This is a genomic window from Halomonas sp. Y3 (assembly GCF_024137965.1).
Classification (GTDB): Bacteria; Pseudomonadota; Gammaproteobacteria; order Pseudomonadales; family Halomonadaceae; genus Halomonas; species Halomonas mongoliensis.
This window is the reverse complement of the sequence record NZ_CP099975.1, coordinates 3124002-3149191: the sequence shown is the minus strand read 5'-3', so window position 1 is coordinate 3149191 and position 25190 is coordinate 3124002. Positions and strand designations below refer to the sequence as shown.

General features: G+C 69.0%; 24 protein-coding genes. 10 read left to right on the top strand and 14 right to left on the bottom strand.

Annotated features, from left to right (window positions below):
- Positions 1 to 12: 12 nt before the first annotated feature.
- The 5 genes from NHL60_RS14885 to NHL60_RS14865 all read left to right on the top strand — a co-directional run bounded on the left by NHL60_RS14885 (position 13) and on the right by NHL60_RS14865 (position 5288).
- On the top strand, positions 13 to 972 hold the full coding sequence (locus NHL60_RS14885) for a TAXI family TRAP transporter solute-binding subunit (protein ID WP_253445080.1): 960 nt from the start codon (positions 13 to 15) through the stop codon (positions 970 to 972).
- Between the two features lie 17 nt (positions 973 to 989).
- A complete protein-coding gene (locus NHL60_RS14880) occupies positions 990 to 1496 on the top strand; it encodes a DUF1850 domain-containing protein (protein ID WP_253445077.1) in 507 nt (168 codons plus the stop codon).
- Between the two features lie 10 nt (positions 1497 to 1506).
- Entirely contained in the window at positions 1507 to 3540 is a 2034-nt protein-coding gene (locus tag NHL60_RS14875; RefSeq protein ID WP_253445075.1) for a TRAP transporter permease, read from the top strand.
- Between the two features lie 82 nt (positions 3541 to 3622).
- Complete coding sequence (gene purE, locus NHL60_RS14870) at positions 3623 to 4135, top strand: 5-(carboxyamino)imidazole ribonucleotide mutase (RefSeq protein WP_253445072.1); 513 nt, start codon at positions 3623 to 3625, stop codon at positions 4133 to 4135.
- 28 nt (positions 4136 to 4163) lie between these two features.
- Positions 4164 to 5288 (top strand): 5-(carboxyamino)imidazole ribonucleotide synthase, encoded by a 1125-nt coding sequence (locus NHL60_RS14865; RefSeq protein ID WP_253445069.1) that lies wholly within the window; start codon positions 4164 to 4166, stop codon positions 5286 to 5288.
- A gap of 73 nt (positions 5289 to 5361) precedes the next feature.
- On the opposite strand, the gene NHL60_RS14860 is transcribed toward NHL60_RS14865, so the two are convergent.
- Positions 5362 to 7386, bottom strand: a complete 2025-nt coding sequence (locus NHL60_RS14860) for a PhoX family phosphatase (protein WP_253445068.1) — start codon at positions 7384 to 7386, stop codon at positions 5362 to 5364.
- Positions 7387 to 7590: 204 nt separating this feature from the next.
- On the opposite strand from NHL60_RS14860, the gene NHL60_RS14855 reads away from it, so the two are divergent.
- Together NHL60_RS14855 and NHL60_RS14850 are read left to right on the top strand one after the other, a co-directional pair.
- A complete protein-coding gene (locus NHL60_RS14855) occupies positions 7591 to 8883 on the top strand; it encodes a ferric reductase-like transmembrane domain-containing protein (protein ID WP_253445066.1) in 1293 nt (430 codons plus the stop codon).
- Positions 8880 to 9734, top strand: coding sequence for a cytochrome b5 domain-containing protein (locus NHL60_RS14850; protein ID WP_253445063.1), 855 nt, complete (start codon positions 8880 to 8882; stop codon positions 9732 to 9734). Before NHL60_RS14855 ends, NHL60_RS14850 begins: the two co-directional genes overlap by 4 nt.
- Before the next feature lie 68 nt (positions 9735 to 9802).
- On the opposite strand, the gene NHL60_RS14845 is transcribed toward NHL60_RS14850, so the two are convergent.
- The 6 genes from NHL60_RS14845 to NHL60_RS14820 form a co-directional block, all read right to left on the bottom strand.
- Complete coding sequence (locus NHL60_RS14845; RefSeq protein ID WP_253445060.1) at positions 9803 to 10570, bottom strand: transporter substrate-binding domain-containing protein; 768 nt, start codon at positions 10568 to 10570, stop codon at positions 9803 to 9805.
- A gap of 193 nt (positions 10571 to 10763) precedes the next feature.
- Complete coding sequence (locus NHL60_RS14840) at positions 10764 to 11492, bottom strand: ABC transporter permease (RefSeq protein ID WP_253445057.1); 729 nt, start codon at positions 11490 to 11492, stop codon at positions 10764 to 10766.
- Position 11493: 1 nt separating this feature from the next.
- Entirely contained in the window at positions 11494 to 12195 is a 702-nt protein-coding gene (locus NHL60_RS14835; RefSeq protein ID WP_253445055.1) for an ABC transporter permease, read from the bottom strand.
- Between the two features lie 31 nt (positions 12196 to 12226).
- Positions 12227 to 12997: an ABC transporter ATP-binding protein gene (locus tag NHL60_RS14830; RefSeq protein WP_253445052.1), complete on the bottom strand. Its 771-nt coding sequence runs from the start codon at positions 12995 to 12997 to the stop codon at positions 12227 to 12229.
- Between the two features lie 227 nt (positions 12998 to 13224).
- On the bottom strand, positions 13225 to 14226 hold the full coding sequence (locus NHL60_RS14825; RefSeq protein WP_253445049.1) for a succinylglutamate desuccinylase: 1002 nt from the start codon (positions 14224 to 14226) through the stop codon (positions 13225 to 13227).
- Between the two features lie 4 nt (positions 14227 to 14230).
- Positions 14231 to 14782, bottom strand: coding sequence for a lipocalin family protein (locus NHL60_RS14820; protein ID WP_253445046.1), 552 nt, complete (start codon positions 14780 to 14782; stop codon positions 14231 to 14233).
- Between the two features lie 103 nt (positions 14783 to 14885).
- On the opposite strand from NHL60_RS14820, the gene NHL60_RS14815 reads away from it, so the two are divergent.
- Positions 14886 to 15746 carry a class I SAM-dependent methyltransferase gene (locus tag NHL60_RS14815; protein WP_253445043.1) on the top strand — a complete coding sequence of 287 codons (861 nt, stop codon included), beginning with the start codon at positions 14886 to 14888 and terminating at the stop codon, positions 15744 to 15746.
- A gap of 88 nt (positions 15747 to 15834) precedes the next feature.
- Here NHL60_RS14815 and NHL60_RS14810 read toward each other — a convergent pair whose 3' ends face one another.
- Positions 15835 to 16176, bottom strand: coding sequence for a hypothetical protein (locus NHL60_RS14810; RefSeq protein WP_253445040.1), 342 nt, complete (start codon positions 16174 to 16176; stop codon positions 15835 to 15837).
- A gap of 14 nt (positions 16177 to 16190) precedes the next feature.
- The gene (locus NHL60_RS14805; RefSeq protein ID WP_253445036.1) at positions 16191 to 17585 is read right to left on the bottom strand and encodes an FAD-dependent oxidoreductase; all 1395 of its coding nucleotides are present in this window, start codon (positions 17583 to 17585) and stop codon (positions 16191 to 16193) included.
- A gap of 292 nt (positions 17586 to 17877) precedes the next feature.
- Between NHL60_RS14805 and NHL60_RS14800 the strand changes: the two genes are divergently transcribed.
- Positions 17878 to 19419 (top strand): tetrathionate reductase family octaheme c-type cytochrome, encoded by a 1542-nt coding sequence (locus NHL60_RS14800; RefSeq protein ID WP_253445033.1) that lies wholly within the window; start codon positions 17878 to 17880, stop codon positions 19417 to 19419.
- A 2-nt stretch (positions 19420 to 19421) separates the two neighbouring features.
- Positions 19422 to 20054, top strand: a complete 633-nt coding sequence (locus NHL60_RS14795) for a cytochrome b/b6 domain-containing protein (protein ID WP_253445030.1) — start codon at positions 19422 to 19424, stop codon at positions 20052 to 20054.
- Between the two features lie 77 nt (positions 20055 to 20131).
- On the opposite strand, the gene NHL60_RS14790 is transcribed toward NHL60_RS14795, so the two are convergent.
- From NHL60_RS14790 to NHL60_RS14770, 5 genes are all read right to left on the bottom strand, one after another.
- Positions 20132 to 21205 carry a tartrate dehydrogenase gene (locus NHL60_RS14790; RefSeq protein ID WP_253445027.1) on the bottom strand — a complete coding sequence of 358 codons (1074 nt, stop codon included), beginning with the start codon at positions 21203 to 21205 and terminating at the stop codon, positions 20132 to 20134.
- 41 nt (positions 21206 to 21246) lie between these two features.
- Entirely contained in the window at positions 21247 to 22086 is an 840-nt protein-coding gene (locus NHL60_RS14785) for a zinc-dependent peptidase (protein WP_253445024.1), read from the bottom strand.
- Positions 22087 to 22123: 37 nt separating this feature from the next.
- Complete coding sequence (locus tag NHL60_RS14780) at positions 22124 to 23695, bottom strand: bifunctional GNAT family N-acetyltransferase/carbon-nitrogen hydrolase family protein (RefSeq protein WP_253445021.1); 1572 nt, start codon at positions 23693 to 23695, stop codon at positions 22124 to 22126.
- A gap of 93 nt (positions 23696 to 23788) precedes the next feature.
- On the bottom strand, positions 23789 to 24712 hold the full coding sequence (locus NHL60_RS14775; protein WP_253445018.1) for a DMT family transporter: 924 nt from the start codon (positions 24710 to 24712) through the stop codon (positions 23789 to 23791).
- Positions 24713 to 24783: 71 nt separating this feature from the next.
- Complete coding sequence (locus tag NHL60_RS14770) at positions 24784 to 25185, bottom strand: heme-binding protein (protein WP_253445014.1); 402 nt, start codon at positions 25183 to 25185, stop codon at positions 24784 to 24786.
- Between the last annotated feature and the right edge of the window lie 5 nt (positions 25186 to 25190).

Genomic DNA, 25190 nt, shown 5'->3' with positions numbered 1-25190 from the left:
CGGAGGATTGCCATGAATGCCATGAAGTACGCCGTCGCCGCCTCGCTGATCGCGACGGCCCCGCTGGCCGCGGCCCAGCAGCTCTCCATCGCCACCGGCGGTACCGGCGGGGTCTACTACCCCCTGGGCGGCGGCCTGGCCGAGATGATCAACAGCCATATCGAGGGGGCCAGCGCGGTGGCCGAGGTCACCGGGGCCTCGGTGGAGAACATGGGCCTGGTGTGGCGCGGCGACTCCGATCTCGCTTTCGCCCTGGCCGATACCGTCTATCAGGCCTACAGCGGCACCGGCGACTTCGAGGGGCGCCAGCTCGACAATATCCGTGCCCTGGCCTCGGTCTACCCCAACGCCGTGCAGCTGGTCACCCTGGCCGGCTCCGGCGTGGAGTCCCTGGAGGACCTGCGCGGCAAGCGCGTCTCCGTGGGGGCGCCGGGTAGCGGCACCGAGCTCAACGCCCGCGCCCTGCTGGAAGCCAACGGCATCACCTATGACGACTTCACTCCCCAGCGCCTGAACTTCAACGAGACCGCCGATGCCATCCGCGATGGCGACATCGACGCCGGTTTCTGGAGCGTGGGCCCGCCCACCAGCTCCATCCTCAACCTGGCCACCACCCGCGATATCCGCCTGGTGGGACTCTCCGAGGAAGAGGTGGCCAACGCCCGGGAAGCGGAGCCGGTCTTCGCCCCCTATGACCTGCGCGCCGGCTTGTATGACGGCATGGAGGAGACGGTGCACACCATCAGCATCCCCAACGTGCTGGCGGTGAGCAGCGAGATGGACGAGGAGCTGGCCTACCAGCTGACCAGGCTGCTCTTCGAGCACACCGACGAGCTGATCGCCGTGCACCCGGCCGCCAACGACACCACCGTGGCGTTCAGCATCGACTCCACGCCGGTGCCCTTCCACGATGGCGCCCTGCGCTACTACGAGGAGATCGGCGTCGAGGTCCAGGACCACCAGAGCCCCTGAACCAGGCGGGCACGCCGATGCCTTCCCCGATCCATGACCTCTGCCGCCGTGTCCCCGGGCCGGCGGCGCTTGCCCTCTGCCTGCTGCTCCCGCTGCCGCTGTCGGCCGGCGATGCGGGTCGGCTGGAGGTGGTCGCCGACAGCGGCCGGCGGATCGCCTCCCTGCCGATGCCCGAGGGCGAGGCCTGGTGCCTGGAGTGGAACCACTCCGTGGCCGGCTTTCCCGTGCTGGACTGCTATCGCCACCGCGAGGGGCGGATGGTGCTGGAGCGCAGCCACCTGCCGGACTTCGCCGCCGGCCTCGACCATATTCCCGGTCGCGGGCGGCAGGTCTCCGACGGGGAGGGCGGCTACTGGATCGAGGGGCTCGACGAGCCGGTGCCCGGCAACCGCTATCGCCTCCGGGTCGGCTCCCCGGAGGTCAACCATCGACTGCTGCACGAGGGCCGCCGGCTCAGCCTGAGCGATCGGGCCGCCGGCGAACGGGTGACGATCCACCTGCGCACCTCGGCAGCCACTCCCTGACGAGACGCCCATGAGCGAATCCGCCAAGCCCGCCGCCACTGCGCCCGAGGTCACCGTGCCTGGGGGAGGCGCCATCCAGGCGCGCCCCATCCTCTGGCTGATCACCCTGGTGGCCGTAGGACTCTCCCTGTTCCAGCTCTACTCCGCCGGTATCCAGCCCCTGGGGCTCTTCTACCAGCGCAGCATCCACCTGATGCTGATCATGCTGCTGGCCTTCCTGATCTTCCCGGTGTTCGGCCCGCATCGAAAGCGCGGCATGCTGGGCTGGGCCCTCGACTGCCTGTTTCTGGCCGGCGCCCTGCTGACCGGCGGCTACCTGGTGTTCTACCTGGACGAGATCTTCCGCCGCGCCGGCTTCTGGAGCCAGACCGATATCGTCGTCGGCTGCATCGCCGTGGTCACCGTGCTGGAGGCGAGCCGCCGGGCGGTGGGACTCGGCATGACCATCATCGGCGCCGTGGCCATCCTCTACGCCTTCGCCGGCCCCCGGGGCGAGCTGCCCTGGCTGGGCCAGTTTCTGCCCGGCATCCTGGAGCACCGCGGCTACAACATCGACCGGGTGGTCGGCCAGCTCTACCTGGGCCAGGAGGGGATCTTCGGCCTGCCCCTGGGGGTGGCGGCCACCTATATCTTCATCTTCGTGCTGTTCGGCGCCTTCCTGGAGATCACCGGCGCCGGCAAATTCTTCATCGACCTGGCCTATGCCGCCACCGGGCGCCAGCGCGGCGGGCCCGCCAAGGCGGCGGTCATCGCCTCCGCCGGCATGGGCTCCATCTCCGGCAGCGCCATCGCCAACGTGGTGACCACCGGTGCCTTCACCATCCCGCTGATGAAGCGCCTGGGCTACCAGCCCAGACAGGCCGGGGGCATCGAGGCGGCGGCCTCCACCGGCGGGCAGATCATGCCGCCGCTGATGGGCGCCGGGGCCTTCCTGATCGCCGAGTACACCGGCGTCTCCTACCTGGAAGTCGTCAAGGTCAGCGTGCTGCCGGCGATCATGTACTTCGCTACCGTCTACCTCTTCGTGCATATCATCGCCCTCAAGCAGGGCATGCAGGGCATGGCCCGAAGCGAGCTGCCCCAGGTGCGCGAGGTGATGAAGGAGGGCTGGCACTTCCTGCTGCCGCTGGGCGTGCTGGTGTGGCTGCTGGTGATGCACATGTCGCCCATGCGGGTGGGCTTCTACGCGGTGGTGACCATGCTGGCCGTGGCGGTGCTGCGCTACGCCATCTGGTTTCTGTTCGTCGCCCCCCGCCAGGGCCAGAAGGTGACCCTGGCCAGCATCGGTACGACGCTATGGGCCGGCTGGGTGAAGCTGGTGCAGGGCCTGGAGCTCGGCGCCCGCAACGCCGTGGCGGTCTCCATGGCCTGTGCGGTGGCCGGCATCATCGTCGGCATCGTCGGCCTCACCGGCCTGGGGCTGAAGTTCTCCGCCATGATGCTGGCCTTCTCCGGCGGCAATATCGTGCTGGCGCTGCTGCTGGTGCTGCTGGCCAGCCTGGTGCTGGGCATGGGGCTGCCGGTCACCGCCAGCTATATCGTGCTGATCGTGCTGGTGGGCCCGGCGCTTACCGCCGAGTTCGGCATCCCGCTGCTGATCGCCCACCTGGTGGTGTTCTGGTACTCCCAGGACTCCAACGTCACGCCGCCCATCGCCCTGGCGGGCTTCGCCGGGGCGGCCATCGCCGGCAGCAAGCCCATGGAGACCGGCTTCCAGGCCTGGAAGTTCGCCAAGGGGCTCTACCTGATCCCGCTGTTCATGGTCTTCAATCCGGAGATCATCGTGGGCGGCCCCTGGGCGGTGGTGGCCTGGAACGGCCTGATCGCGATCCTCGCCCTGGGGGCCTTCGCCGCGGCGCTGGAGGGGTATCTGTTCACGCGGATGTCGTGGCTGCCGCGGCTGGCCATCGCCGGCGCCATCGTGGCGGTGTTCTGGCCGAACTTCCTGGTGGAGGCCGCCGGGGTGGCGGTGATGGTCCTGGCCATCGGTGCCAACTGGCTGGCCAGCCGGCGGGAGGTGGCGCTGTCCAGCCGGTCAAGGTGACGGGGGAGGGCCGCACGGCTAGAATGTGCGGCTTTCCTTCCCGCACTCTCTATCCTGAACAGGCAGTCGCCGAGGAGCATCGATGCAGTCCGAACAGTCGCCGAAGGTTGGCGTGATCATGGGGTCGAAGTCTGACTGGCCGGTGATGGAGCACGCCGTGGCGATGCTGGAGCGCCTGGGCGTGCCTTTCGAGACCCGCGTGGTCTCCGCCCACCGCACGCCGGACCTGCTCTTCGACTACGCCAAATCCGCCGCCGAGCGGGGCCTTCAGGTGATCGTGGCCGGCGCCGGCGGCGCGGCCCATCTGCCGGGCATGGTGGCCTCCCAGACTGCCCTGCCGGTGCTCGGGGTGCCGGTGGAGTCCAAGGCGCTCAAGGGCCTGGATTCGCTGCTCTCCATCGTGCAGATGCCTGGCGGCATCGCCGTGGGTACCCTGGCCATCGGCAAGGCCGGCGCCACCAATGCCGGGCTGCTGGCCGCCCAGATCGTCGGCCTGCAGGATGAGGCCGTACGTGCCGCGGTGGAGGCGTTTCGGGCCGAGCAGACACAGACGGTGCTCGATAACCCCGATCCCCGTCCCGACTCCCAGCCCTGAGCCGGAGAGACGAATGAAGGAGGCAACCATGAATATCGGCGTCCTGGGTGCCGGCCAGCTCGGCCGCATGCTGGCCCTGGCCGGCTACCCCCTGGCCAACCGCTTCACCTTCCTGGATACCACCGGCCACCCCAGCGCCGGGATCGGTGAGGTCCTGATCCACACCGACCAGCACCATCTGCTCGACGATTTCCTGGCGAAGGTGGATCTCGTCACCTACGAGTTCGAGCATCTGCCGGTCTCCCTGGTCCAGGCCATCGAGGAGGTGAAGCCGGTCTACCCCTCCAGCGAGGCGATCCGCGTCTGTCAGAACCGCGCCGAGGAGAAGGCGCTGTTCGACCGCCTGGGCATCCCCACCCCGGCCTACCGCCTGGTGGAGCACGCCGACGAGCTCGAGGCCGCGGCCCGGGAGCTGGGCTGTCCGGTGGTGGCCAAGTCGGTCACCGAGGGCTATGACGGCAAGGGGCAGGCGGTGATTCGCGACCCCGCCGAGGCGGCCCAGGCCTGGCGCTCGATCAACCATCCGAAGCTGATCGTGGAGTCCTTCGTGGAGTTCGTGCGGGAGGTGTCGATCATCGCCGTGCGCGGCCGCGACGGCGAGGTGGTCTTCTACCCCATGGCCGAGAACCAGCACGTGGACGGCATCCTGCGCTACTCCGTGGCGCCCCTGCCGGACCTGGACGACAGCGTGCAGCAGACCGCCGACGGCTATATCCGCGCGCTGCTCGACGAGCTCGACTACGTGGGGGTGCTGACCCTGGAGCTCTTCCAGTGCGCCGACGGCAGCCTCCTGGCCAACGAGATGGCGCCCCGGGTGCACAACTCCGGCCACTGGACCATGGACGGCGCGGTGACCAGCCAGTTCGAGAACCACCTGCGGGCCATCCAGGGCCTGCCGCTGGGCGATACCGCGGCGCGGATGCCCACCTGCATGGTCAACGTGATCGGCCGCGAGGGCGACCCGGCGGCGGTCCTCGCCCTGCCGGACGCCCACCTGCACCGCTACGACAAGAGCGAGCGCCCCGGGCGCAAGCTGGCCCACGTCAACCTGGTGGCGCCGACCCACGAGGCGCTGATGGAGCGGGTGCGCGCCTGCGCGGCCCTGCTGCCCGAGGCCCCGGCGCCGCGCTTCAGCTTCGAGCAGGCCGACTGAACGGCTCTCCCCGTCGGCAACGCAAGCGGCCCCGCCATCTGGCGGGGCCGCTTGCGTTTCGGGGAGCTAACCGTCAGGCGCCGATGATGCCGCCGTCCTCCCGGGTGATCACCAGGGTCGCCGAGCGCGGGATGGCGCTGCCGCCGTCCGGCCAGTGGCTCACCAGCTCGCCCGCGGCGAAGGCCTCGGCCGAGGTGGTGGCGCCCGGGTGCTGGACGTTGACGAACATGGTGCGCTGGTCCGGGGTGGTCACCACGCCGGTGATCTCCTGGCCCACGGGGCCGGTGAGGAAGCGGCGGATCTCGCCGGTCTCGGGGTTGGCGGCCAGCATCTGGTTGTTGCCGAACACCTCGAAGATACCGGTGTTCATCACCGACTCGCTGATGTCGGTCTGGATCCACACCCGGCGGTCGGCGTCGATCCACAGGCCGTCGGGGCTGGCGAAGATCGCCTCCTGACCCAGGGGCTCGCCGGCGAGATCGCGGCTGTCGTCGCCGTCCCCGGCCAGCACGAAGAGGTCCCAGGCGAAGCGGGTGCCGGCGTGGCTGCCCTCTTCCTGCCAGCGGATGATATGCCCGAAGTGGTTCTCGGCGCGGGGGTTGGCGGCGTGCTCGTCGCCCGCCTCGCGGCGGGTGTTGTTGGTCAGGGTGAAGTAGACCTGGCCGGTGGCCGGGTCCACCGCGCCCCACTCGGGGCGATCCATCCTCGTGGCGCCGGCTTGGTCGGCGGCGGCGCGGGTGTTGACCAGGATATCGGCGAGATCCGCGAAGCCGTTCTCCGGGGTGAGGCCGTTCTCGCCGGGGGCCAGGGCGAGCCACTCGCCGCGGCCATCCTCGTGGAACCTGGCCACGTAGAGGGTGCCCTCGTCGAGCAGGGAGCCGTCGGCAGTGGCGGCGTGGTAGGGGCGGGCGGAGACGAACTTGTAGATGTACTCGAAGCGGGCGTCGTCGCCGGAGTAGGCCACCACCGGCTGGCCCTCCACCGCCGGGGCGAAGATTACCCCCTCGTGGGCGAAGCGGCCCAGGTGGGTGCGCTTGACCGGGGTGGCCGCCGGGTCCATGGGATCGATCTCCACCATCCAGCCGAAGGCGTGGGGCTCGTTGCGGTAGTCCTCGGTGGGAGAGGCGCCGCGGCTGCTGGCGTCGAAGCGCACGTACTGGTCGGCGCCGCTCGCCGCCCGGTGCCACTGGTAGCGGCCGGTGTCGCGGGTCTGGATGCCGTAGCGGGCCTGGCGGCGATCGATCTCGGCGTCTGCGTTGGCGAAGTAGCCGGCCCAGTTCTCCTCGGCCGCCAGGTAGGTGTTCCAGGGGGTGACGCCGTGGGCGCAGTTGTTGAGGGTGCCGCGGGTCATGGTGCCGTCCGGGCTGTACTTCGTCACCACATGCTCGGTGCCGGCCACCGGGCCGGCCAGGCGCATCGGGGTCAGGCCGGTGATGCGGCGGTTGCGGGCGTCCTCCACCACCTGCCACTTGCCGCTGTCGTCCTCGCGGATGCGCACCACGCTGACGCCGTGGGCGTTGAGCTCCTTGAGCACCTGGTCGTCGTCGCGGCTGCCGTCGGCGTTCTGGGGGAAGCCGTTGCGGTCCAGCGCCAGGCCCGCGGCGGCGGCGTGCAGGAAGCGCGGCTCCACGTACTCGTGGTTCATCACCAGCAGGCCGTCCCGGGAGCTGCCCTCCAGCGGGAAGAAGTGCACGCCGTCGTGGTGGCTGCCCACCTGGTGCCCCTGGGCCTCGCCGCTGGCGTCAAGCGAGAAGGCCGGCATGTCGCCGCTGATCGGGGTGCCCCAGGGCAGGATGGCGCTGACCCGGTAGCCTTCCGGGACCACCACGCTGTCGGCGGCGCTGACCGGAATGGCCTTGAAGCCGAGGCTCGGCGCCGGGGCGCTGGCGCCACCGGCGGCGAAGGCGCTGCCGAAGGGCAGGCTGGTGGCCATGGCGCCGGCCACGGCGGCGGCGAGGCTGCCGCGCAGCATGGCGCGGCGACTGATGCGCGCCTCGAGGATGTCGCCGAAGTAGCCGTTGGCCGAGGGGTTGCTCATGGGCTCGTCGCCATCGGCGAGAACGGCGTCGACGTGGCCGGGGTACTGATGCTGGGACATGGGGGCTCTCCATGGATGAGGATGGGTATCTCGGTGGGAGAGCTTGCCCCGGCGGTGTTGCATCAGCGTGTACGGATGGAGTCACTTCGGTGACAGGCCGGATTATTGACCCGGATCAAACCTTCGGTGGCACCAGACTTCGAGTCTTGAAGAGAGGTGCTTTTCGGCGACACTGTACAGTCAGTCGGTGAAAGGGGAGGGAGCATGCGACGACGGCTGAAAACGGGCGATATGGTCCTGATCGCGGCGCTGCTGCTGCCGCTTGCGGTGGCGCTGCCGCGCCTGGGCGGCCTCGGCGGGCCGCCGGAGCTTTGGCTGACCTGGATCGGCCGGGTCGCCGGCATCCTGGGGCTCGCCATGCTGCTGCTGGCCGGGGCGGTGAGCAGCCGGGTGCCGGGTTTCGACCGCCCCTTCGGGGGGCTGGCGCGGCTCTGGCACCTGCACCACTGGCTGGGCTTTGCCGCCTTTATCCTGGTGATGCTCCACGCCCTGGCGCTGGGGCTCGCTGCGGTGCCGGCCTCCCTGGACGCCGCGGTGGCGACCCTCTTCCCGCCGTTCTCCCATGGGGCGCTCTGGCTCGGCTGGCTGGCCTGGGCGGCGCTGGTGGTCTTCCTGGCGCCCACCTTCGACTTCTTCGGCAAGCCTCACTACCAGCGCTGGAAGCGGCTGCACCTTGTCTCCGCGGCGGCGCTGCTGCTGGGGCTCGGGCACGCCCTGCTGCTGGCCGGCGAGGCCTGGCCCTGGTGGCTTCTCGGCATCGCCGGGCTCGGCGCCATCGCCTGGCGCAAGGGCGTGGCGCCCAGGCGGCGCCATCCCTATCGGGTCGAGGAGGTGGTGCCCCTGGCCCGGGGCGTGGTGGAGCTGGTGCTGCGCCCCGAGGATAGCGGCATCCGCCACGAGGCGGGGCAGTTCGTCTACCTCTCGCCGCTGGACGAGTCCCTTGCCGACGGGCGCGGCGAGGAGCACCCCTACACCATCGCCTCGGCGCCTGCGGATGCGCGCCTGCGCATCGGCATCAAGGACCTGGGCGACGCCAGCCATGCCCTGCAGACGGTGACCCCCGAGACTCGGGTGCTGGTCGAGGGCCCCTACGGGGAGTTCTTCGGGCGGCGTTTCCCCGAGCGTGACATGCTCTGGCTGGGCGGCGGCATCGGCATCACCCCCTTCGTGGGCGGCGCCCGCGACCTGGCCGCCGGGGCCGAGGTGGCGGGGCAAGTGCAGCTGATCTATCTCGCCAAGGACGAGTCCCGGGCCTACTACCGGCAGGAGCTGGAAGATATCGCCGGGCGGGTCGAGGGGTTCACCTTCACCCAGCACTTCTCCCGGGAGCAGGGGCGCATGACCGAAGCCTTCCTGCGCGAGCACTGCCCGGACTTCACCGAGCGGGAGATCTACCTCTGCGGCCCGCCCGCCATGAACGCCCACCTGCAGCGGCTGCTGGTCGAGCAGGGGGTGCCCGCCTCACGCATCCACAGCGAGGTCTTCGACTTCCTATGAACATCAACAAGATCGCCTACTCCGCCTTCGTCGCCTTCGTGGCGAGTCTGGCCACCCTGGTCTCGATCCAGGCGCTCTCCAGCAGCGACCGTGACGCGGCCGACGACGACGCCCTGGACCCCATCACCCTCGAGGAGCTCGCCGAGCACGACGGCGCCGAGAGCTGCTGGAAGGCGATTCACGGTCGGGTCTACGACATCACCGACTATGTGCCCGACCATCCCACCGACGAGGAGGTGATCCTCGAGTGGTGCGGTCGGGAGTCCACCGAGGGGTGGGACAACAAGCGCCCCGGCGTACCCCACAGCCCGCGGGCCGAGGGGATGCTTGAGGCGTACCTGATCGGCCGGCTGGTGGATGAGGAGGGCGAGCCGATCGAACCTGGGGCGGCGGCTCAGGCCGAGGAAGGCGAGGCGGCGGCAGGCGAAGCCGACAGCGACACGGTGCGGCTCTCGCCCGCCGAGGACGAGCGCCTGCACCGGGCGCTGCTGGGGCTGCCGCTGGACGGCCGCTATCGGGGCGTCTTCGGCGACGGCGGCGAGATGCAGGTCAACGTGCAGTTCGACCTGCGCGATGGCCGGCTCTCCAACATCAGCTATCGCCATCTGGCCTACCGCGGCGAGGACTATCGCCGGCTGGACGAGGACGACGACCTCTTCCCGGTGTGGGCGCAGCACCAGCAGCTCGCCGAGGCCCTCGAGGGCCAGCCGCTGACCGCCATCTTCGCCCTCTACGAGCCGGAGCGGCTGGCCGAGGACATCGACGGCTACAGCGGCGCCACCCTGCGCGGCAACAAGGTCCACTCCGCCTTCCGCGACGCCTTGAACCGCGGCGTCTACAGCTGGCCCTGAGGTACCCTCTGCCAACGCAAGCGGCCTCGCGATGGCGAGGCCGCTTGTCGCTCATGGCGTGCCGAGGATCACTCGTCGCCGAAGTAGCGCTGGTAGATCTCGTCGTAGGTGCCGTCTTCCTTGAGGGTCGCCAGGGCCTCGTTGAAGCGTTCGGCGAGCGCGGTGTCGCGCTGGCGGAAGGCGATGCCGAAGCCCTCGCCGAAGTACTCCTCGGGCTCGGAGACCATCTCGCCGACCACCTGGAACTGGTCCTCGTGGGCGTCAAGCAGGGTGGCCTGGCCGACGATGAACTCCAGGAAGACGATATCCAGGCGCTGGGCCTGCAGGTCCAGCACCATGTCGTCGGCGGTGGAGTAGCGGCTGATGCTGGCGACGCCGCTGTAGTTGTCGGTGACGTAGCTGTCGAAGGTGGTGCCGCGCTGCACGCCGATGCTCTTGTCGGTCAGGGTCTCCTCGCTGATCTCCTCGATCTCGCTGCCGGCCGGGGCGAACCAGGCGCCGGGGATGGTGATGTAGGAGTCGGAGAAGAGCACGGTCTGGCGGCGCTCCTCGTTGATCGACATGGAGGACATGATGGCGTCGTAGTTGCGCGCCAGCAGGCCCGGGATGATGCCGTCCCACTCCTGCTCGATCCACTCGCAGGTCACGCCGATCTCGGCGCAGAGGGCGTTGCCCAGGTCGATGTCGAAGCCGGTCAGCTCGCCATCGGCGCCGCGGTACTCCATGGGCTCGTAGGGGACGTCGACGCCGATGCGCACGTGGTCGTAGTCCCGGGCCTGGGCGGTGCCGGCGGCCATGGCCACGCCGAGGATCGAGACGGTCAGCAGTTTCTTCATGGAGGAACTCCTTGCGATGAGAGACGGCACCCGGGGTGCCTACGGAGACGACTCTAGCCCAGCCGCCGCGGTGCCGAAAGCCCTTGGCGACGGATTTTCCAACGGGCGTTTGACGCTTTGTCGCGCAGGGGGAGCGCCGCGGCCGGAAGGAGCAGGGGGCCGCGGCGGGGTGAGGAGGTGCGTGGGTCGGGCGTCAGCCCTGGGGCCTCAAGTGGGCCAGCAGGCGCTTCTCCAGCCAGCGGAAGAAGTAGAGGATGCTGAAGGTGAGGCAGAGGTAGATGGCCGCCACGAAGAGGAAGGCCTCGAAGGGGGCGTAGAAGCGCGCATAGACGAAGCGTGCCGCGCCGGTGAGGTCCATCAGGGTGACCACACTGGCGATGGCGCTGGCGTGGAGCATGAAGATCACCTCGTTGCCGTAGGCGGGCAGGGCGCGGCGGAAGGCGCTGGGCAGGATGATGCGGCGCATCATCAGGGCGTCCGACATGCCGTAGGCCCGGGCCGCCTCGATCTCGCCCCTGGGCGTGGCCTTGATGGCGCCCCGGAAGATCTCGGTGGTGTAGGCCGCCGTGTTCAGGGTGAAGGCGATCAGCGCCGGATAGAAGGCCTCGCGCAGGAGCGGCCAGAGGAAGGTCTGCTGGATGCCGTCGAAGAAGACCACGCCGTAGTAGATGATGTAGAGCTGGATCAGCAGCGGGGTGCCGCGGAACACATAGGTGTAGAGGTAGATCGGCAGGCTGATCCAGCGGTGGCGGGAGCTGCGCCCGATGGCCAGAGGCACCGCCAGCACCAGGCCGGCGACCAGCGAGAGGAAGACCAGCTGCACCGTGGTCACCAGGCCATCCCAGTAGTAGCCGAGGGTGGTGGGCGTGAAGATGACGTTGCCGGCCAGCAGCTCCTGGAACCAGAGTGAGATATCCGGCATGTCAGTGGCCTCCGAAGCCGACGTTGTAGCGCTTCTGGAGCCGGGCGAATAGCCACTCCGATACGCTGGCGATCAGCAGGTAGACCGCCGCCACCGGGATCAGGAAGGTGAAGGGCTCGTGGGTGGCGCGGGAGGCCTCGGCGGCCACCCGCACCATGTCCGAGAGCCCGATGACCGAGACCAGCGCCGTGGTCTTGAGCAGCACCATCCAGTTGTTGGAGAGCCCGGGCAGGGCGTGGCGCATCATCTGCGGAAAGCGGATGCGCCGGAACACCAGCCAGGGGGTCATGCCGTAGGCCTTGCCCGCCTCGATCTGGCCATGCTCCACGGCCATGAAGGCGCCGCGGAAGGTCTCGCCCATATAGGCGCCGAAGATGAAGCCGATGGTGATCACCCCGGCGGCGAAGGCGTTGAGGTTGACGTACCAGTCGACCCCGAAGCGGTCATAGAGGGCGTCGGTTACCACGTTGAGCGCCATCTGGCCGCCGAAGAAGAGCAGCATCATCAGCACCAGGTCCGGCACGCCGCGGATCAGGGTGGTATAGAGGGTGGCCAGCTGGCGCAGGGGCCAGTGGCGGGACATCCGGGCGCTGGCGGTGAGCAGGCCCAGCAGGATGGCCAGGGCCAGCGACAGCACCGCCAGCTGCAGGGTGACCCCGGCGCCTTCCAGCAGCCGCGGGCCGTAGCCGTGAAGATCCAGCATGGTATTCTCTCGCTCGGTACTTGGGGGCCGCTCAGTACTTGGGGGCCAGGAACTGCTTCAGGCGCGGCGACTGGGGGTTGCCCAGCACCTGCTCCGGCGGGCCGGCCTCCTCGACCAGGCCCTGGTGCAGGTAGATCACCTGGCTGGAGACGTCTCGGGCGAAGCCCATCTCGTGGGTCACCACGATCATGGTGCGCCCCTCGTCGGCCAGCTCGCGCATCACCTTGAGCACGTCGCCCACCAGTTCCGGGTCCAGCGCCGAAGTGGGCTCGTCGAAGAGCATCACCTCCGGGTCCATGGCCAGCGCCCGGGCGATGGCGCCGCGCTGCTGCTGGCCGCCGGACATCTGGGCCGGGTAGGCATCGGCGCGGTGGGAGAGGCCGACCCGCTCGAGCAGCGCCTGGGCCTGCTCGATGGCCGCCTTCTTCGGCTTGCCGAGCACGTGCACCGGCGCCTCGATGATGTTCTCGAGCAGGGTCATGTGGGCCCAGAGGTTGAAACCCTGGAAGACCATGGAGAGCCTGGCCCGCATGCGCACCACCTGCTTCCAGTCGGCGGGCTCGCGGCCGCGGCGGGTCTGCCGGAAGCGGATCTCCTCGCCGTGGACGATCAGCTCCCCCTCGTCGGGCTGCTCGAGGAGGTTCATGCAGCGCAGGAAGGTACTCTTGCCGGAGCCCGAGGCTCCGATCAGGGTGATGACATCCCCCTTGTGGGCGGAGAGCGACAGCCCCTTGAGGACTTCGGTGTCGCCGAAGCGCTTCTTGATGTTGCGGACTTCCAGGGGAATCGGGGTTTCGGCCATGGAACGGGCTCCAGGTCAGGGTCGCCGCGGCGTCACGCCGTGGGTATGCGGCGCCTTGCGGGGCGATGCCAGCGGCGCGGCGGCCATCCGCAGCAGGGGAAGGCACAGGGGGTGCGGCGACGCCGGGTCGATGCTGATCGGCAAAGGGGCAAGATTCTACCCTGCTATTGTAGTGGTTTTAAGGCTTTTTCTGCCCTCTGCCCTCTGCCCGGCTCAGGTGCCCGCCATCACGCCGGAGGAGGCTCGGGCCGCACCAGCAGGGCGGCCCGGGCGCCGATCTCCACCTCGGCGTTGGGAAAGACCACGGCCAGCGGTGCCGTCCCGACCCTTGTCTCGCCGGCACGGCCATCCTCGGCCAGCAGGGTACCCGGGGGGAACTCGGTGAAGTTGGCGGTGGCTTCCGGGAAGGCCAGGCGAAACGTCTCGGATTCCCGCATCAGCTCCTGCGCCACCCGGAAGAAGGTCATCCGGCCCGGGGGCGCCTCCGCCGGCGCCCTCCCCGTCAGCAGGGCGGCCAGCAGGGCGGCCATGGGGGCCAGGGGCGCCAGGTCATTGTGCCCGAAGGGCAGGGCGCGCCCCAGCTCGACGGTGAAGGCCTGGGCGCCGTGGTAGTGCTTGCTGTAGTGGGAGAAGGTCCAGCTGTGGCGGTGCTGGTGGAGCACCGCCTGGATGCCGGCGGCGGCGAGCCAGCGCCACTGGTCCATCTCCACGGCGGTACGCTCGGTATAGGGGCTGACCACGAAGCGCGGGTAGCGGCTGTCGCGGATGGCGGTATGCAGGTCGTAGTGCAGCCTCGGCAGCGTCTCGTGCCGGGCGAAGAAGCCGTCCACCGCCGCCATCAGCTCCCGGGCCCGATCGGGCTCCATGCCGCTCTCGTCGAGCCCCCGGCGGAACAGCCGGTTGAGGTTGGTGCCCACATAGCGTACCCCCCGGCGGGTCGCCTCGGGGCTGCCGAGCAGCAGCAGTACCGGAGCGCCGAGACGCAGCTCTCCCCTGGCCAGGCGCCCGAGCACCCCTTCGAGCAGCTCCATGGGGGCGGTCTCGTTGCCGTGAACCCCCACCGATAGCACGCAGGCCCGGGCCTCTGGGGCGGCTTGCTCCGGCAGCAGCGCCAGCATGCCGTGGCCGAGACGGCGGAAGTGCCCGCCGGGAACCCGGCCCCGTGCGGGAAACTCGGCTTCCTCGATGCTTGCCCGAAGCCAGGTCTCGAGCGTGGCGCTGGTGGGCATGAGCTTAGGCCTCCTCGCGCCAGGGCTCGCAGGCCTCGCCCTGGTCCACCACGATCAGCTCCTCCACCGGGAAGGCCATCGCTTCGGCGCGCTCGACCAGGTCGCGATAGAGCGCTTCGTCCAGGGTGGGGGTGCGGGCCAGGATCCACAGGTAGTCGCGGTTCGGACCGGACACCAGGGACCATTGGTAGTCGTCATCCAGGGCGAGCACGTTGTAGCCACCGTAGAAGGGGCCGAAGAAGCTCACCTTGAGCCGGCCCACGTCCTCGTCCCCGATGAAGTAGGCGCGGCCCTCCGCCTCGCTGACCTCGCCCTCGGTCAGGTTCACGCCGCGGTTGAGCACCCGCACGCCGCCGTCGTCGCGCAGGGAGTAGTCGGCGGTGACGCAGTCGAGGCCGCGTTCGAAGGAGTGGTCGAGCCGGGCGATCTCGTACCACGGACCCAGGTAGCGATCGAGCTCGAAGCCGGTGACAGGCTCGGTGCCCCTGGGAATGCCGGTGCAGCCGGCCAGCAGCAGGGGGACGGCGAGTGAAGCGAACAGGGAAAGGCGGGGCATGGCGACTCCTTGACGTGGCACCGGCGACTGCGACCTTTTGCAGGATGGGGGATGACGAGCCGGCAGGCTAGACTGATGGCCCGCCCACTGCCAGGAGGCCACCATGACCGATGTCACTCGCCAGCTTGATGCCCACTATGATGCCCTCGCCGCAGGGGGCGGGGAAAGCCTGAGTGACAGGCTGCAGGCCGCCTTCCGGGAGGCGGGCCTGGACCCCGGGCGCCTGACCCTGGACGAGATCGCCGGCATCGACCAGCTGCATCTTGGCGGACGCGCTGCCAGTCGCTCCCTGGCAAGGCTCGGTGAGGTGCGGGCCGGGCAGCGGGTGCTGGACGTGGGCTGCGGCACCGGCGGTGCCGCCAGGCTGCTGGCCGAGGAGTTCGGCTGCGAGGTGGTCGGCGTGGATATCACCGCCGCCTTCATCGCGGCGGCGGAGTGGCTGAGCGCGGCCACGGGGCTCGCCGGGCGTACCCGCTTTCTCTGCGCCGATGCCGCTCGCACGCCGCTGCCGGATGGCAGCTTCGATCTCGTCTGGTGTCAGCATGCGCTGATGAATATGCCGGACGTGCCGGCGGTGCTGGCCGAGTGGCGCCGCCTGCTCGCCCCCGGCGGCCGGGTGCTGCTGCATGAGGTGGTGGCCGGCGACAACCCCGAGCCGCTGGCGCTGCCGGTGCCCTGGGCGCGCAGCGAGGCAACCAGTCACCTGCGGCCTCGAGAGGCCCTGGAGGCGGGCCTGGCCGCGGCCGGTTTCGTGCCGGTCTGCGTACGCGATGTGACCGAGGAGGCCCTGGCCTGGCGCCGCAAGCACGGTCGTCGCGAGGCGGGCGCCGCGCCGGCGCGACAGCTGCCGGGGCCGGCGCTGATCTTCGGCGCCGAGTTCATCGAGATGGGGCGCAACCTGGCCGGCAACCTGGCGGCCGGCAAGGTGCGTATCCTGGAGGGGGGCTGGGGCCTGGCAGACTGAGGATCGGCCTGCGGATGCCGGGGAGCGTGCCGGGCCGATGAGACCCCGTGCCGGCATCCCCGCCCACTCGGGCGGGGGCGGGTTCCCGCTAGGCCTGGCGCTTGCCGCGTACCAGGTAGCTGAGCGGGTGCAGCACCAGCCAGGCGGCGATGGCCAGGCCGATCACGGCGCCGATCATCGCCACCCAGTCGAAGGCGGTGGCCACATAGCCGAGCCGGGAGTTGGTGAAGGCGGGAATCCACCAGAGCCCCGAGAGGCCCACCAGCAGCGCGGCCAGGTTGGCGCCCAGGCAGCGATAGCCCAGGGTGCGATAGCCGCGCAGCCGGGCGATCAGCTGGACGGCCACGAGTACCACGACGCCGGCCACGATCAGCCACAGGAAGGGCGCCAGGGCGTACATCAGGATGGTGAAGGCACCTTGAATCGTCATTATCTCTCCTCTCCTCAGGCCTGGCCTTCGAGCACGGCATAGTAGGCCGGCTGCAGCATGCGATCCTTCATCACCCAGGCCGCCCAGGACTCATCGCGGGGGTCGATGAAGGGGAAGGAGGGCAGGAAGTCGAAGTTGTTGTCGTAGCCGAACTCCACCAGCATCGCCTTGCCGATCCCGGTGATCATGGGGCAGGAGGTGTAGCCGTTGTGGCGGGCGGGCAGCGGCTGTGACTGCATCTGGGCCAGCAGGTTGGCCTCCACCACCGGGGCCTGGGCCTTGACGCTGGCGGCGGTCTTGTTGATCGGCGCCCCGATCACGTCGCCGATGCCGAACACCTCGGGATAGCGGTTGTGCTGCATGGTATGGATGTCCACATCCAGCCACTCGCCCCGGAAGGGGCCATCCCGGGCGATCAGGTCACTCTCGCGCACGAAGTCCGGTGCGCTCATGGGCGGCACCACGTGGATGAAGTCGTAGTCGGCGATCACCCTGCGCTCGCCCTCCTGGGAGAACTCCGCTTCGCGCAGCTCATGGTGGGAGGTGAACTCGCTGTCCGGGCCGACGAAGGTGAACTCGGCCTGGCGGGCGCCGGGGTCGATGGCGGAGAGCCGGTAGTGGTGGCGGCGGTTGACGCCCTGATCGTCGAAGCGCTGCTTGACGAAGTCGTTGATCCAGGGCTGGCTGAATAGCCCCGCTCCGGGTGACATGTAGTCGACCTGGAAGTCGTCTCGGCGGCCGGTATCCTCCAGGCGGGAGAGGGTGGTGAAGGTCATCTTCAGGGGGGCGCCGGCGCACTTCACCGGGGTGGGAGCGGCGGTGAAGATGCCCTTGCCGCCGCCGCTGGCGATCCAGGCGTCGATGGCGTCCCGGGTCCGGGTGGCACCCTCGATGCTGGCGTAGACGCTGCCGATGCCGTGGGTGCCGACGAGGTCCGGCGACATGCCGTCGATCAGGTGGTAGTTGAGCTGCAGGCCGGTGGCTACCACCAGGTAGTCGTACTCCAGCACGCTGGCATCGGCCAGGGAGACGCGGCGCTGTTCGGCGTCGATGCCCACGGCGGGCTGGCGCACCCAGGTCACGCCGCTGGGCACGAAGTTGGCGTTGGGCCGCATGGTCTTTTCCGGGCGCCAGACGCCGGAGGCCACCAGGGTCCAGCCGGGCTGATAGTGGTGGGTTTCCCTGGGTTCCACGATGGTGATGCGAGCGCCATCGAGCCGGTTGGAGAGGCGGTTGGCCATGGCCATGCCGGCGGCGCCGCCGCCGAGGATGACGATCCGGGCGCTGGTTGACAGGGTGCGGGCTTGCAGGCCGCTCAGCGGAAGCAGGCTGGCAGCACCGGCGCCGACGCCCAGCTTGAGGAGCTGACGCCGGTCCAGCCGGGGCGTAGAGAAGGGGACGCGGGACATGCGAGGACTCCTGCGTGGTGGCCGGGGGGGAACAGTGGTTATAATCTTATTCGCAGCTATTATATAATTCTGCCGTAATCTCATACCTTATACCTTGGTCTGCGGCAACATGACGCAAGTCAAGGTATGTGCATTTGTTGCCCATGAATGCAGTGTGGCGTCTTGACAGCATTCCCGCCATTTGTTGACCCGCATCACAACCTCCTTTCCTTGCCTCTGCCATGCTTCTCCGAACCGGGTGGCTCATGGGCCGCCACGGTTTCAATGACAAGATGACGCTGGGGAAAGATTCATGACGATCAAACGAGGGGGGCGCTGGCTTGTGCTGCTGTTGACGCTGTGGGTGTCGGCGGCCATGGCCAGCACGGCGGACCATACCCGGTTCGAGGAGCTGCAGGGGCCCTTTACCAGTGCCGATCAGGTGACCCAGGCCTGCCTGAGCTGCCATACCGAGGCCGCACAGCAGGTGATGGGCACTCGCCACTGGACCTGGGACTACGAGAACCCCCACGGCGGTGAGCGGCTGGGCAAGCGCACCATGCTCAATACCTTCTGTATTGCCGACCAGTCCAACGAGGGCTTCTGCCAATCCTGCCACGTGGGCTATGGCTGGGAGGACGACACCTTCGACTTCACCGCCGAGACCCGGGTCGACTGCCTGGCCTGCCACAACACCGGCGACTACGTGAAGAAGGGCGGCTGGGCCGGCTGGCCCAACGAGGCCTTGACCGACCTGAGTCGTGCGGCCCAGAACGTGGGCGCCTCCTCCCGGGAGACCTGTGGCAGCTGCCACTTCTACGGCGGCGGCGGCGACGGCGTGAAGCACGGCGACCTGGACTCCTCGCTCTTCCATCCCCATCGCGAGCTCGACGTTCACATGGACGCCGCGGGTCTCAACTTCAGCTGCAGCACCTGCCACCAGACCGAAGGCCATGATGTGCCCGGCAGCCGCATCCAGGGCACCGCGGTGGATGCGCATCCGGCGATCACCCGAGGCAGCCAGGAGGCGCGCAACCCGGCCACCTGTCAGGCCTGCCACGGCAGTCAGCCCCACGAGAGCGGCACCCATGCCCAGCGCCTCAACGAGCACACCCGGTCGCTGGCCTGCCAGACCTGCCATATTCCCGAGTTTGCCCGTGGCGGCGTGCCGACCAAGATGGAGTGGGACTGGTCCACCGCCGGCCGCCTGGATGAGGAGGGCAACCCCTTCCAGATCAAGAACGAGGATGGCTATGTCATCTACGACAGCAAGAAGGGTGACTTCGTCCCGGGCGAGAACGTGGTTCCCGAGTACCTCTGGTGGGATGGCAGTACCACCTTCGTGACCGGGGAAACGGTGATCGACCCCAGCGAGCGGGTTGAGGTCAACGCCTATCACGGCACCCCGGGTGCCGACGATGCCCGCATCTGGCCGGTCAAGCGGGCGCTGGGCAAGCAGCCCTACGACACCGTGCATCTGACCCTGCTCAAGCCCCAGGTGGCCATCCCCGGCGACGAGACCGCCTTCTGGTACAACTACGACTGGGACAAGGCGCTGGCGGCGGGGACCGAGCTGGCGGGCCAGCCCTTCAGCGGCGAGTTCGACTTTGTCGAGACCTCGATGCTGTGGCCGATCACCCATATGGTGGCACCCGGCGAGATGGCCCTGGACTGCGCCTCCTGCCACGCCGATGACGGCCGCCTGGCCGGCGTAGAGGGCGTCTGGATGCCGGGCCGCGACCGCCATCAGCTGCTGGACCGCTTCGGGTTCGGCCTGGCCGGCCTGGTGCTGCTGGGGGCGCTGGGCCACGGGGCCATGCGCTTCGCCACTCGTAACCGCAGCAAGGGGCACTGAACATGAGCGAGCGACTCTATCTCTTCACCCGCTTCGAGCGCTTCTGGCACTGGGCCCAGGCGGCGCTGATCATCGCCCTGCTGTTCACCGGCTTCGGCATTCGCGGCGTGCACGGCCTGGTCGGCTTCGAGACGGCGGTACGCGTGCATGAGGCGGCGGCCTGGCTGCTGATCGGCCTCTGGGTGTTCGCCATCTTCTGGCACTTCACCACCGGCCAGTGGAAGCACTACATTCCCACCGCCGAGCGTATCGGCGCCATGGTGCGCTACTACGCCCACGGCATCTTCGTCGGTGCGCCGCACCCCTATCGGATCACCGTGGAGCGCAAGCACAACCCGCTGCAGCGCCTGGCCTACCTGGGCGTCAAGCTGGTGATCAACCCGCTGGTATGGGTCTCCGGGCTTCTCTACCTGTTCTGGGGCAGCGTGCGCGACAGCGTGCCGGCCTGGCTGGGGCTCGAGCAGGTGGCCTGGCTGCATGCCCTGGGCGCCTTCCTGATGCTGGCCTTCCTGATCATCCATGTCTACCTGGCCACCGCCGGCCATACGCCCCTGGCGCATATCAAGGCGATGGTGACCGGCTGGGAGGATGTCCACGACGATGCGCAGGTGAAGCACCCGCCGCGAGCGCCCTGAGTCGCCTACGTGCGGAACCACGAAGCGGCCCCCGCCATGGCGGTGGCCGCTTCGTTTCCGGGGTAGGGGGGGAAGGATCAGCCCGCGAGGCGTGTCGCGATGGCCCGGCCCAGGCTCTCGGTGGTGCCGCTGCCGCCCACGTCGGGGGTGAGCACTGCCCTGTCGCCCTCGGCCAGCACCGCCTCGAAGGCGGCGACGATGGCGTCCGCGGCCTCCCGGTGGCCCAGATGCTCGAGCATCATGGCGCCGGACCAGATCTGGCCGATGGGGTTGGCGATGCCCTTGCCCGCGATGTCCGGGGCGCTGCCGTGGACCGGCTCGAAGAGGCTCGGGAAGGTGCCCTCGGGGTTGATGTTGGCAGAGGGGGCCACGCCGATGGTGCCGGTGCAGGCCGGCCCCAGGTCGGAGAGGATGTCGCCGAAGAGGTTGCTGGCCACCACCACGTCGAACCAGTCCGGGTGCATGACGAAGTTGGCGGTGAGGATGTCGATATGGAACTGGTCCACGGCGACGTCGGGGTAGCGTCTGCCCATCTCGGCCACCCGCTCGTCCCACCAGGGCATGGTGATGGCGATGCCGTTGGACTTGGTGGCCGAGGTGAGCTTCTTTCTGGGCCGGGAGGCCGCCAGCTCATAGGCGAACTTCAGCACCCGGTCGGTGCCGTGGCGGGTCATCACCGTCTCCTGGATCACCACCTCGCGCTCGGTGCCCTCGAACATCCGGCCGCCGACGCTGGAGTACTCCCCTTCGGTGTTCTCGCGCACCACGTAGAAGTCGATATCGCCGGGCTTGCGGTCGGCGAGCGGGCTTCGGATACCGGGCAGCAGCCGACAGGGACGCAGGTTGACGTACTGGTCGAAGCGGCGGCGGAACTGCAGCAGCGACCCCCACAGGGAGATGTGGTCGGGAACCGTGGCCGGCCAGCCCACCGCGCCGTAGAAGATGGCGTCGAAGCCCTTCAGGGTCTCGAACCAGTCGTCGGGCAACATCTTGCCGTGCTCGGCGTAGTAGTCGCAGCTGGCGAAGTCGAAGTGCTCGAGTGCCAGGTCGATGCCGAAGCGGCGAGCGGCGGCCTCGAGGGCGCGCAGCCCCTCGGGCATCACCTCCTTGCCGATGCCGTCGCCGGGAATTACCGCGATGCGCTGGGTCATGCTGCTCTCCTGGTCAAGTTGCTGTATGGAGTAAGGGCCAGTCAGTGGCGGTCGTGGTGGGTGCTCTCGATGTCGGCGCGGTCCCGCTCGGGCAGCCGGGCCAGGGGGGCCTGGCGGAAGTAGCGGCCGAGCAGGCCATAGAGCGCCGGGTAGGCCTGGTGCAGCAGGTCCGGGGCGGTGAAGAAGGCCTCGCAGCAGACCGCAAAGCACTCCCCCGGGTGGGTGGCGGCGTAGTCGTCGATGGGCGTGGGTTCGCCGCGCTCGAGATGCGCCTGGAGATCCTCCCAGACGCCCATGAAGACCCGGTGCCACTCCCGCGGGTCGATGTCGGCGGGCAGCGGCGGGAAGCCGTCCACGTCCAGGGAGTTGCCCAGGTCGAGCTTGTGGGCGAACTCGTGGATCAGCACGTTGAAGCCGTTCCAGTCGCCGCTCTCCATGAGGTCCGGGAAGGCCACCACCACCGGCCCCTGGTGGGAGGTCTCGCCGGCGCGCTCGTCCACGTATTCGTGCATCACCCCGAACTCGTCCATCTCCTCTACCTGGCGTCGGAAGGCGTCGGGCAGGATCAGCACCTCGTGGACGTTGGCGAAGGCCTCCTGGTGCTCCTCGTCGCTCCAGCCCAGGGTCAGCAGGCAGGCCTGGGCGGCGAGCGCCAGCTGGGCAGGCAGGTCGAAGGGCGTGGCCTCGGCGAGCGCCGGGTGCAGGCTCAGGCGCTTGGCATGCAGGAAGCGCCAGGCGCGCTCCCCCAGGGCCGCAGCCTCGCCGTCACCCAGGGCGGCGAGCAGCGGCAGGCGCGCCCGGGCCTCGGCCCAGGCGTCGTCGGGGAAGGGGTGGCGGGCGGCAAAGCGCGACTCCCGCCAGCGTTTCAGGCGCTCCAGCATCGGCGTTTCTCCACTCGGCCCTTCTGGCGCTCTCTGCTCAGCTCTCCTCCAGGTCCGCCCCGGACTTCCAGGACCAGTCCCGCCAGCGCAGGTCGAAGAGGTCCTTGCGGCGGTCCTTGAGGTTGGTCACCGAGCCCTCGTTGCGCACCATGGTCAGCCGGGTCAGGTCGAGGTCCGAGAAGAGGATCATCTCGGTGTTGGGGGTGGTCTCGTTGAGCACGGCGTCGTGGGGGAAGGCGAAGTCCGAGGGCGAGAAGACCGCCGACTGGGCGTACTGGATGTCGAGGTTCTCGATGGAGGGCACATTGCCCACGCTGCCGCAGAGCACCACGTAGCACTCGTTCTCGATGGCCCGGGCCTGGGCGCAGTGGCGCACCCGCAGGTAGCCGTTCTTGGTGTCGGTCCAGAAGGGCACGAAGAGGATGTCCATGTCCTGCTCGGCCAGGAGCCGCGGCAGCTCCGGAAACTCCACGTCGTAGCAGATCAGGATGCCGACCCGGCCGGCGTCGGTGTCGAACACCTGGAGGTCGTCGCCCCCCTCGATCACCCAGTCGCGGCGCTCCTGGGGGGTGATATGCAGTTTGGCCTGTCTCTCGATCTCGCCGTCCCGGTGGCAGAGGTAGCTGATGTTGTAGAGCCGGTCGTCCTCGCCCACCTCGATCATGGAGCCGGCCACGATGTTGATGTTGTAGGAGACCGCCATGCGCGACAGTTCGGCCTTGAACTGCTCGGTGAAGCTGGCCAGGAAGCGGACGGCGGCCATCTGGTCCTGCTGGGCGGCGCGGTCCTGCAGCCCCATCAGCGGGGCGTTGAAGAGCTCCGGGAAGACCGCGAAATCGCTCTTGTAGCCGGAGAGCGCATCGACGAAGTACTCCACCTGCTGCAGCACCGCCTCCACCGAGTCGAACTCGCGCATCTGCCACTGCACCGCCCCCACCCGCACCTGGGTCTTGCGGTTGTCGAGCACCAGCTCGGCGGGCTCATAGAGGAAGTTGTTCCACTCCAGCAGGGTGGCGAACCCCTGGGACTTCTCGTCCTCGGGCAGGTAGTCGCGCAGCAGGCGCTTGACCTGGAAGTCGTTGGCCAGCTGGAAGGAGAGAATGGGGTCGTGGATCTCCTTGCGGGCCACCCGGTCGATGTACTGGGTGGGGGAGAGCTCCTCGGCATGCTGGTGATACTGGGGGATGCGCCCGCCGGCGAGGATCGCCCGCAGGTTCAGCGAGCGGCAGAGCTCCTTGCGGGCGTCGTAGAGGCGCCGCCCCAGCCGATAGCCGCGGTACTCCGGATGGATCAGCACATCCAGGCCGTACATGGCGTCGCCCTCCGGGTCGTCGAGGATCACCTCGCGCTTGCCGATCAGGTCGTCGTACCTGTGCGGATTGGTGAACTCGTCGTAGTCGACCCTCACGGTCAGGGCGATGCCCACCAGGCGGCCGTCGTCCTCGATGGCCACCTGGCCGTCCGGGAAGGAGTCGATCAGGGTCTCGATGGTGTGCCGCGACCAGGCGCCGCCGATGTCGTGATAGACGGCGTCCATCAGCGTCTCGAGCTGCGGATAGTCCTCTGGCGTCAGGTTGCGAAGCGTCAGGTGCAGGTCGTCGAGGGACATGGGGCGTCCTTATGATGTCTGGGAAGCCGGTGGCCCGGCGGGAGTCTGTTCAGGGAGCCGCTCTGGGGCGGATGCTGGGTCTGGCATTCGAGTCTAGCACGAGCGGTCGGCATCCCTCTGCGCCGCGGCGGCGCTGGCCGCCAGCAGCGGCCGGGTCAGGGTCTGGGCCATCACCACGCCGGCCAGGATCAGCGCGCCCCCCAGGAAGTGAAAGAGTGCGATGCGCTCGCCGAGGGCCACCATGGCGATGATGGCGCTGAACAGCGGCATCAGGTTGATGAAGATGCTGGCCTGGCTGGCGCCGATCTGGCGGATCGCCAGCATCCACAGGAAGGTGGTGATGATGGAGGCGGGGATGCCGGCGTAGAGGATCAGGCCGATATTGCTCGAATCGACCGGGGTCATGGGGCCCATCAGGTAGGGCGGCAGCAGGAAGAGCACCGCGAAGATCACCTGGGCATAGAGCAGCACCCAGGGCGGCAGGCCGATGGGCCAGCGCTTGAGCATCACCCCGTAGAGGGCGTAGCAGGTGGCGGCCACCAGCATCAGGGCGTCGCCCTTCGCCACGGTCAGCTCCAGCAGCGAGAGCGGATTGCCGCGCCCCAGCAGGATGGCCACGCCGATCAGCGCCAGGGCGCCGCCGGCTACGCCGCCGAGGCTCGGCGGCTCGCGCAGGATCAGGGCGCTGAGCAGCACGGTGAGCAGCGGCACCATGGCGGCCAGGATGCCCATGTTGGTGGCGCTGGTGGTCTCGGCGGCCACGTAGGCGAGCCCCTGCCACAGCCCCATGCCGAGCAGCCCCAGCACGGCGAGTTTCGGCCACTCGCGGCGGATCGTCGCGCGGTGCTTCCAGGCCGCAGGTGCCAGGAAGGGGGTGAGCACGGCGAGCGCCAGCACCCAGCGCAAGAAGGCGATGCTGCTCGGCGCGATGGCGCCGACGGTGAGCTGGTTGATGGTCATGTTGCCTGACCAGATCAGCACGGCGCCCAGCGGGGGCAGGAAGTAGAGCAGCGGCATGGCATCCTCGTTGACCGTCACAAGAAAGCCCCGCCGGGGCGGGGCTCTAAAGCTTACTTCAGCCAGGCGCTTCAGGCGATGGCGGCGACGCCGGCCTTGGCCACCTGAACGTCCTGGTCGGGCTTGACGCCGGAGATGCCGACGCTGCCGGCCACCTCGCCATTCACCAGCACCGGCACGCCGCCGGCCAGCAGAGACTGCATGGGGGCGGTGACGAAGGCGGTGCGGCCGCCGTTGATCATCTCCTCGAAGGCCTGGGTCTCGCGGCGGCCCAGGGAGGCGTTGCGGGCCTTCTGGGTGGCCACGTCGGCGCTGAAGGGCGGGGCGGTGTCCATGCGGCGCAGGCCGAGCAGGTGGCCGCCGTCGTCGGCCACGGCGATGGTCACGCCCCAGCCGTTGGCCTCGGCCTCCTTCTCGGCGGCATCGAGGATGGCGTTGACGTCGGTCAGGGTCAGTACGGGCTTGGTCTTCATGGGGT

What these genes read in the sequence shown, in the direction of transcription:
- NHL60_RS14845 (WP_253445060.1), bottom strand. Translation starts at nt 10,570, where the DNA reads ATGAAGAAACTGCTGACCGTCTCGATCCTCGGCGTGGCCATGGCCGCC.
- NHL60_RS14815 (WP_253445043.1), top strand. Translation starts at nt 14,886, where the DNA reads ATGACCGATGTCACTCGCCAGCTTGATGCCCACTATGATGCCCTCGCC.
- NHL60_RS14790 (WP_253445027.1), bottom strand. Translation starts at nt 21,205, where the DNA reads ATGACCCAGCGCATCGCGGTAATTCCCGGCGACGGCATCGGCAAGGAG.
- NHL60_RS14860 (WP_253445068.1), bottom strand. Translation starts at nt 7,386, where the DNA reads ATGTCCCAGCATCAGTACCCCGGCCACGTCGACGCCGTTCTCGCCGAT.
- NHL60_RS14780 (WP_253445021.1), bottom strand. Translation starts at nt 23,695, where the DNA reads ATGTCCCTCGACGACCTGCACCTGACGCTTCGCAACCTGACGCCAGAG.
- NHL60_RS14770 (WP_253445014.1), bottom strand. Translation starts at nt 25,185, where the DNA reads ATGAAGACCAAGCCCGTACTGACCCTGACCGACGTCAACGCCATCCTC.
- NHL60_RS14885 (WP_253445080.1), top strand. Translation starts at nt 13, where the DNA reads ATGAATGCCATGAAGTACGCCGTCGCCGCCTCGCTGATCGCGACGGCC.
- NHL60_RS14775 (WP_253445018.1), bottom strand. Translation starts at nt 24,712, where the DNA reads ATGCCGCTGCTCTACTTCCTGCCCCCGCTGGGCGCCGTGCTGATCTGG.
- NHL60_RS14835 (WP_253445055.1), bottom strand. Translation starts at nt 12,195, where the DNA reads ATGCTGGATCTTCACGGCTACGGCCCGCGGCTGCTGGAAGGCGCCGGG.
- NHL60_RS14830 (WP_253445052.1), bottom strand. Translation starts at nt 12,997, where the DNA reads ATGGCCGAAACCCCGATTCCCCTGGAAGTCCGCAACATCAAGAAGCGC.
- NHL60_RS14880 (WP_253445077.1), top strand. Translation starts at nt 990, where the DNA reads ATGCCTTCCCCGATCCATGACCTCTGCCGCCGTGTCCCCGGGCCGGCG.
- NHL60_RS14875 (WP_253445075.1), top strand. Translation starts at nt 1,507, where the DNA reads ATGAGCGAATCCGCCAAGCCCGCCGCCACTGCGCCCGAGGTCACCGTG.
- NHL60_RS14810 (WP_253445040.1), bottom strand. Translation starts at nt 16,176, where the DNA reads ATGACGATTCAAGGTGCCTTCACCATCCTGATGTACGCCCTGGCGCCC.
- NHL60_RS14785 (WP_253445024.1), bottom strand. Translation starts at nt 22,086, where the DNA reads ATGCTGGAGCGCCTGAAACGCTGGCGGGAGTCGCGCTTTGCCGCCCGC.
- NHL60_RS14795 (WP_253445030.1), top strand. Translation starts at nt 19,422, where the DNA reads ATGAGCGAGCGACTCTATCTCTTCACCCGCTTCGAGCGCTTCTGGCAC.
- NHL60_RS14865 (WP_253445069.1), top strand. Translation starts at nt 4,164, where the DNA reads ATGAATATCGGCGTCCTGGGTGCCGGCCAGCTCGGCCGCATGCTGGCC.
- NHL60_RS14825 (WP_253445049.1), bottom strand. Translation starts at nt 14,226, where the DNA reads ATGCCCACCAGCGCCACGCTCGAGACCTGGCTTCGGGCAAGCATCGAG.
- NHL60_RS14800 (WP_253445033.1), top strand. Translation starts at nt 17,878, where the DNA reads ATGACGATCAAACGAGGGGGGCGCTGGCTTGTGCTGCTGTTGACGCTG.
- NHL60_RS14850 (WP_253445063.1), top strand. Translation starts at nt 8,880, where the DNA reads ATGAACATCAACAAGATCGCCTACTCCGCCTTCGTCGCCTTCGTGGCG.
- NHL60_RS14820 (WP_253445046.1), bottom strand. Translation starts at nt 14,782, where the DNA reads ATGCCCCGCCTTTCCCTGTTCGCTTCACTCGCCGTCCCCCTGCTGCTG.
- NHL60_RS14805 (WP_253445036.1), bottom strand. Translation starts at nt 17,585, where the DNA reads ATGTCCCGCGTCCCCTTCTCTACGCCCCGGCTGGACCGGCGTCAGCTC.
- purE (WP_253445072.1), top strand. Translation starts at nt 3,623, where the DNA reads ATGCAGTCCGAACAGTCGCCGAAGGTTGGCGTGATCATGGGGTCGAAG.
- NHL60_RS14855 (WP_253445066.1), top strand. Translation starts at nt 7,591, where the DNA reads ATGCGACGACGGCTGAAAACGGGCGATATGGTCCTGATCGCGGCGCTG.
- NHL60_RS14840 (WP_253445057.1), bottom strand. Translation starts at nt 11,492, where the DNA reads ATGCCGGATATCTCACTCTGGTTCCAGGAGCTGCTGGCCGGCAACGTC.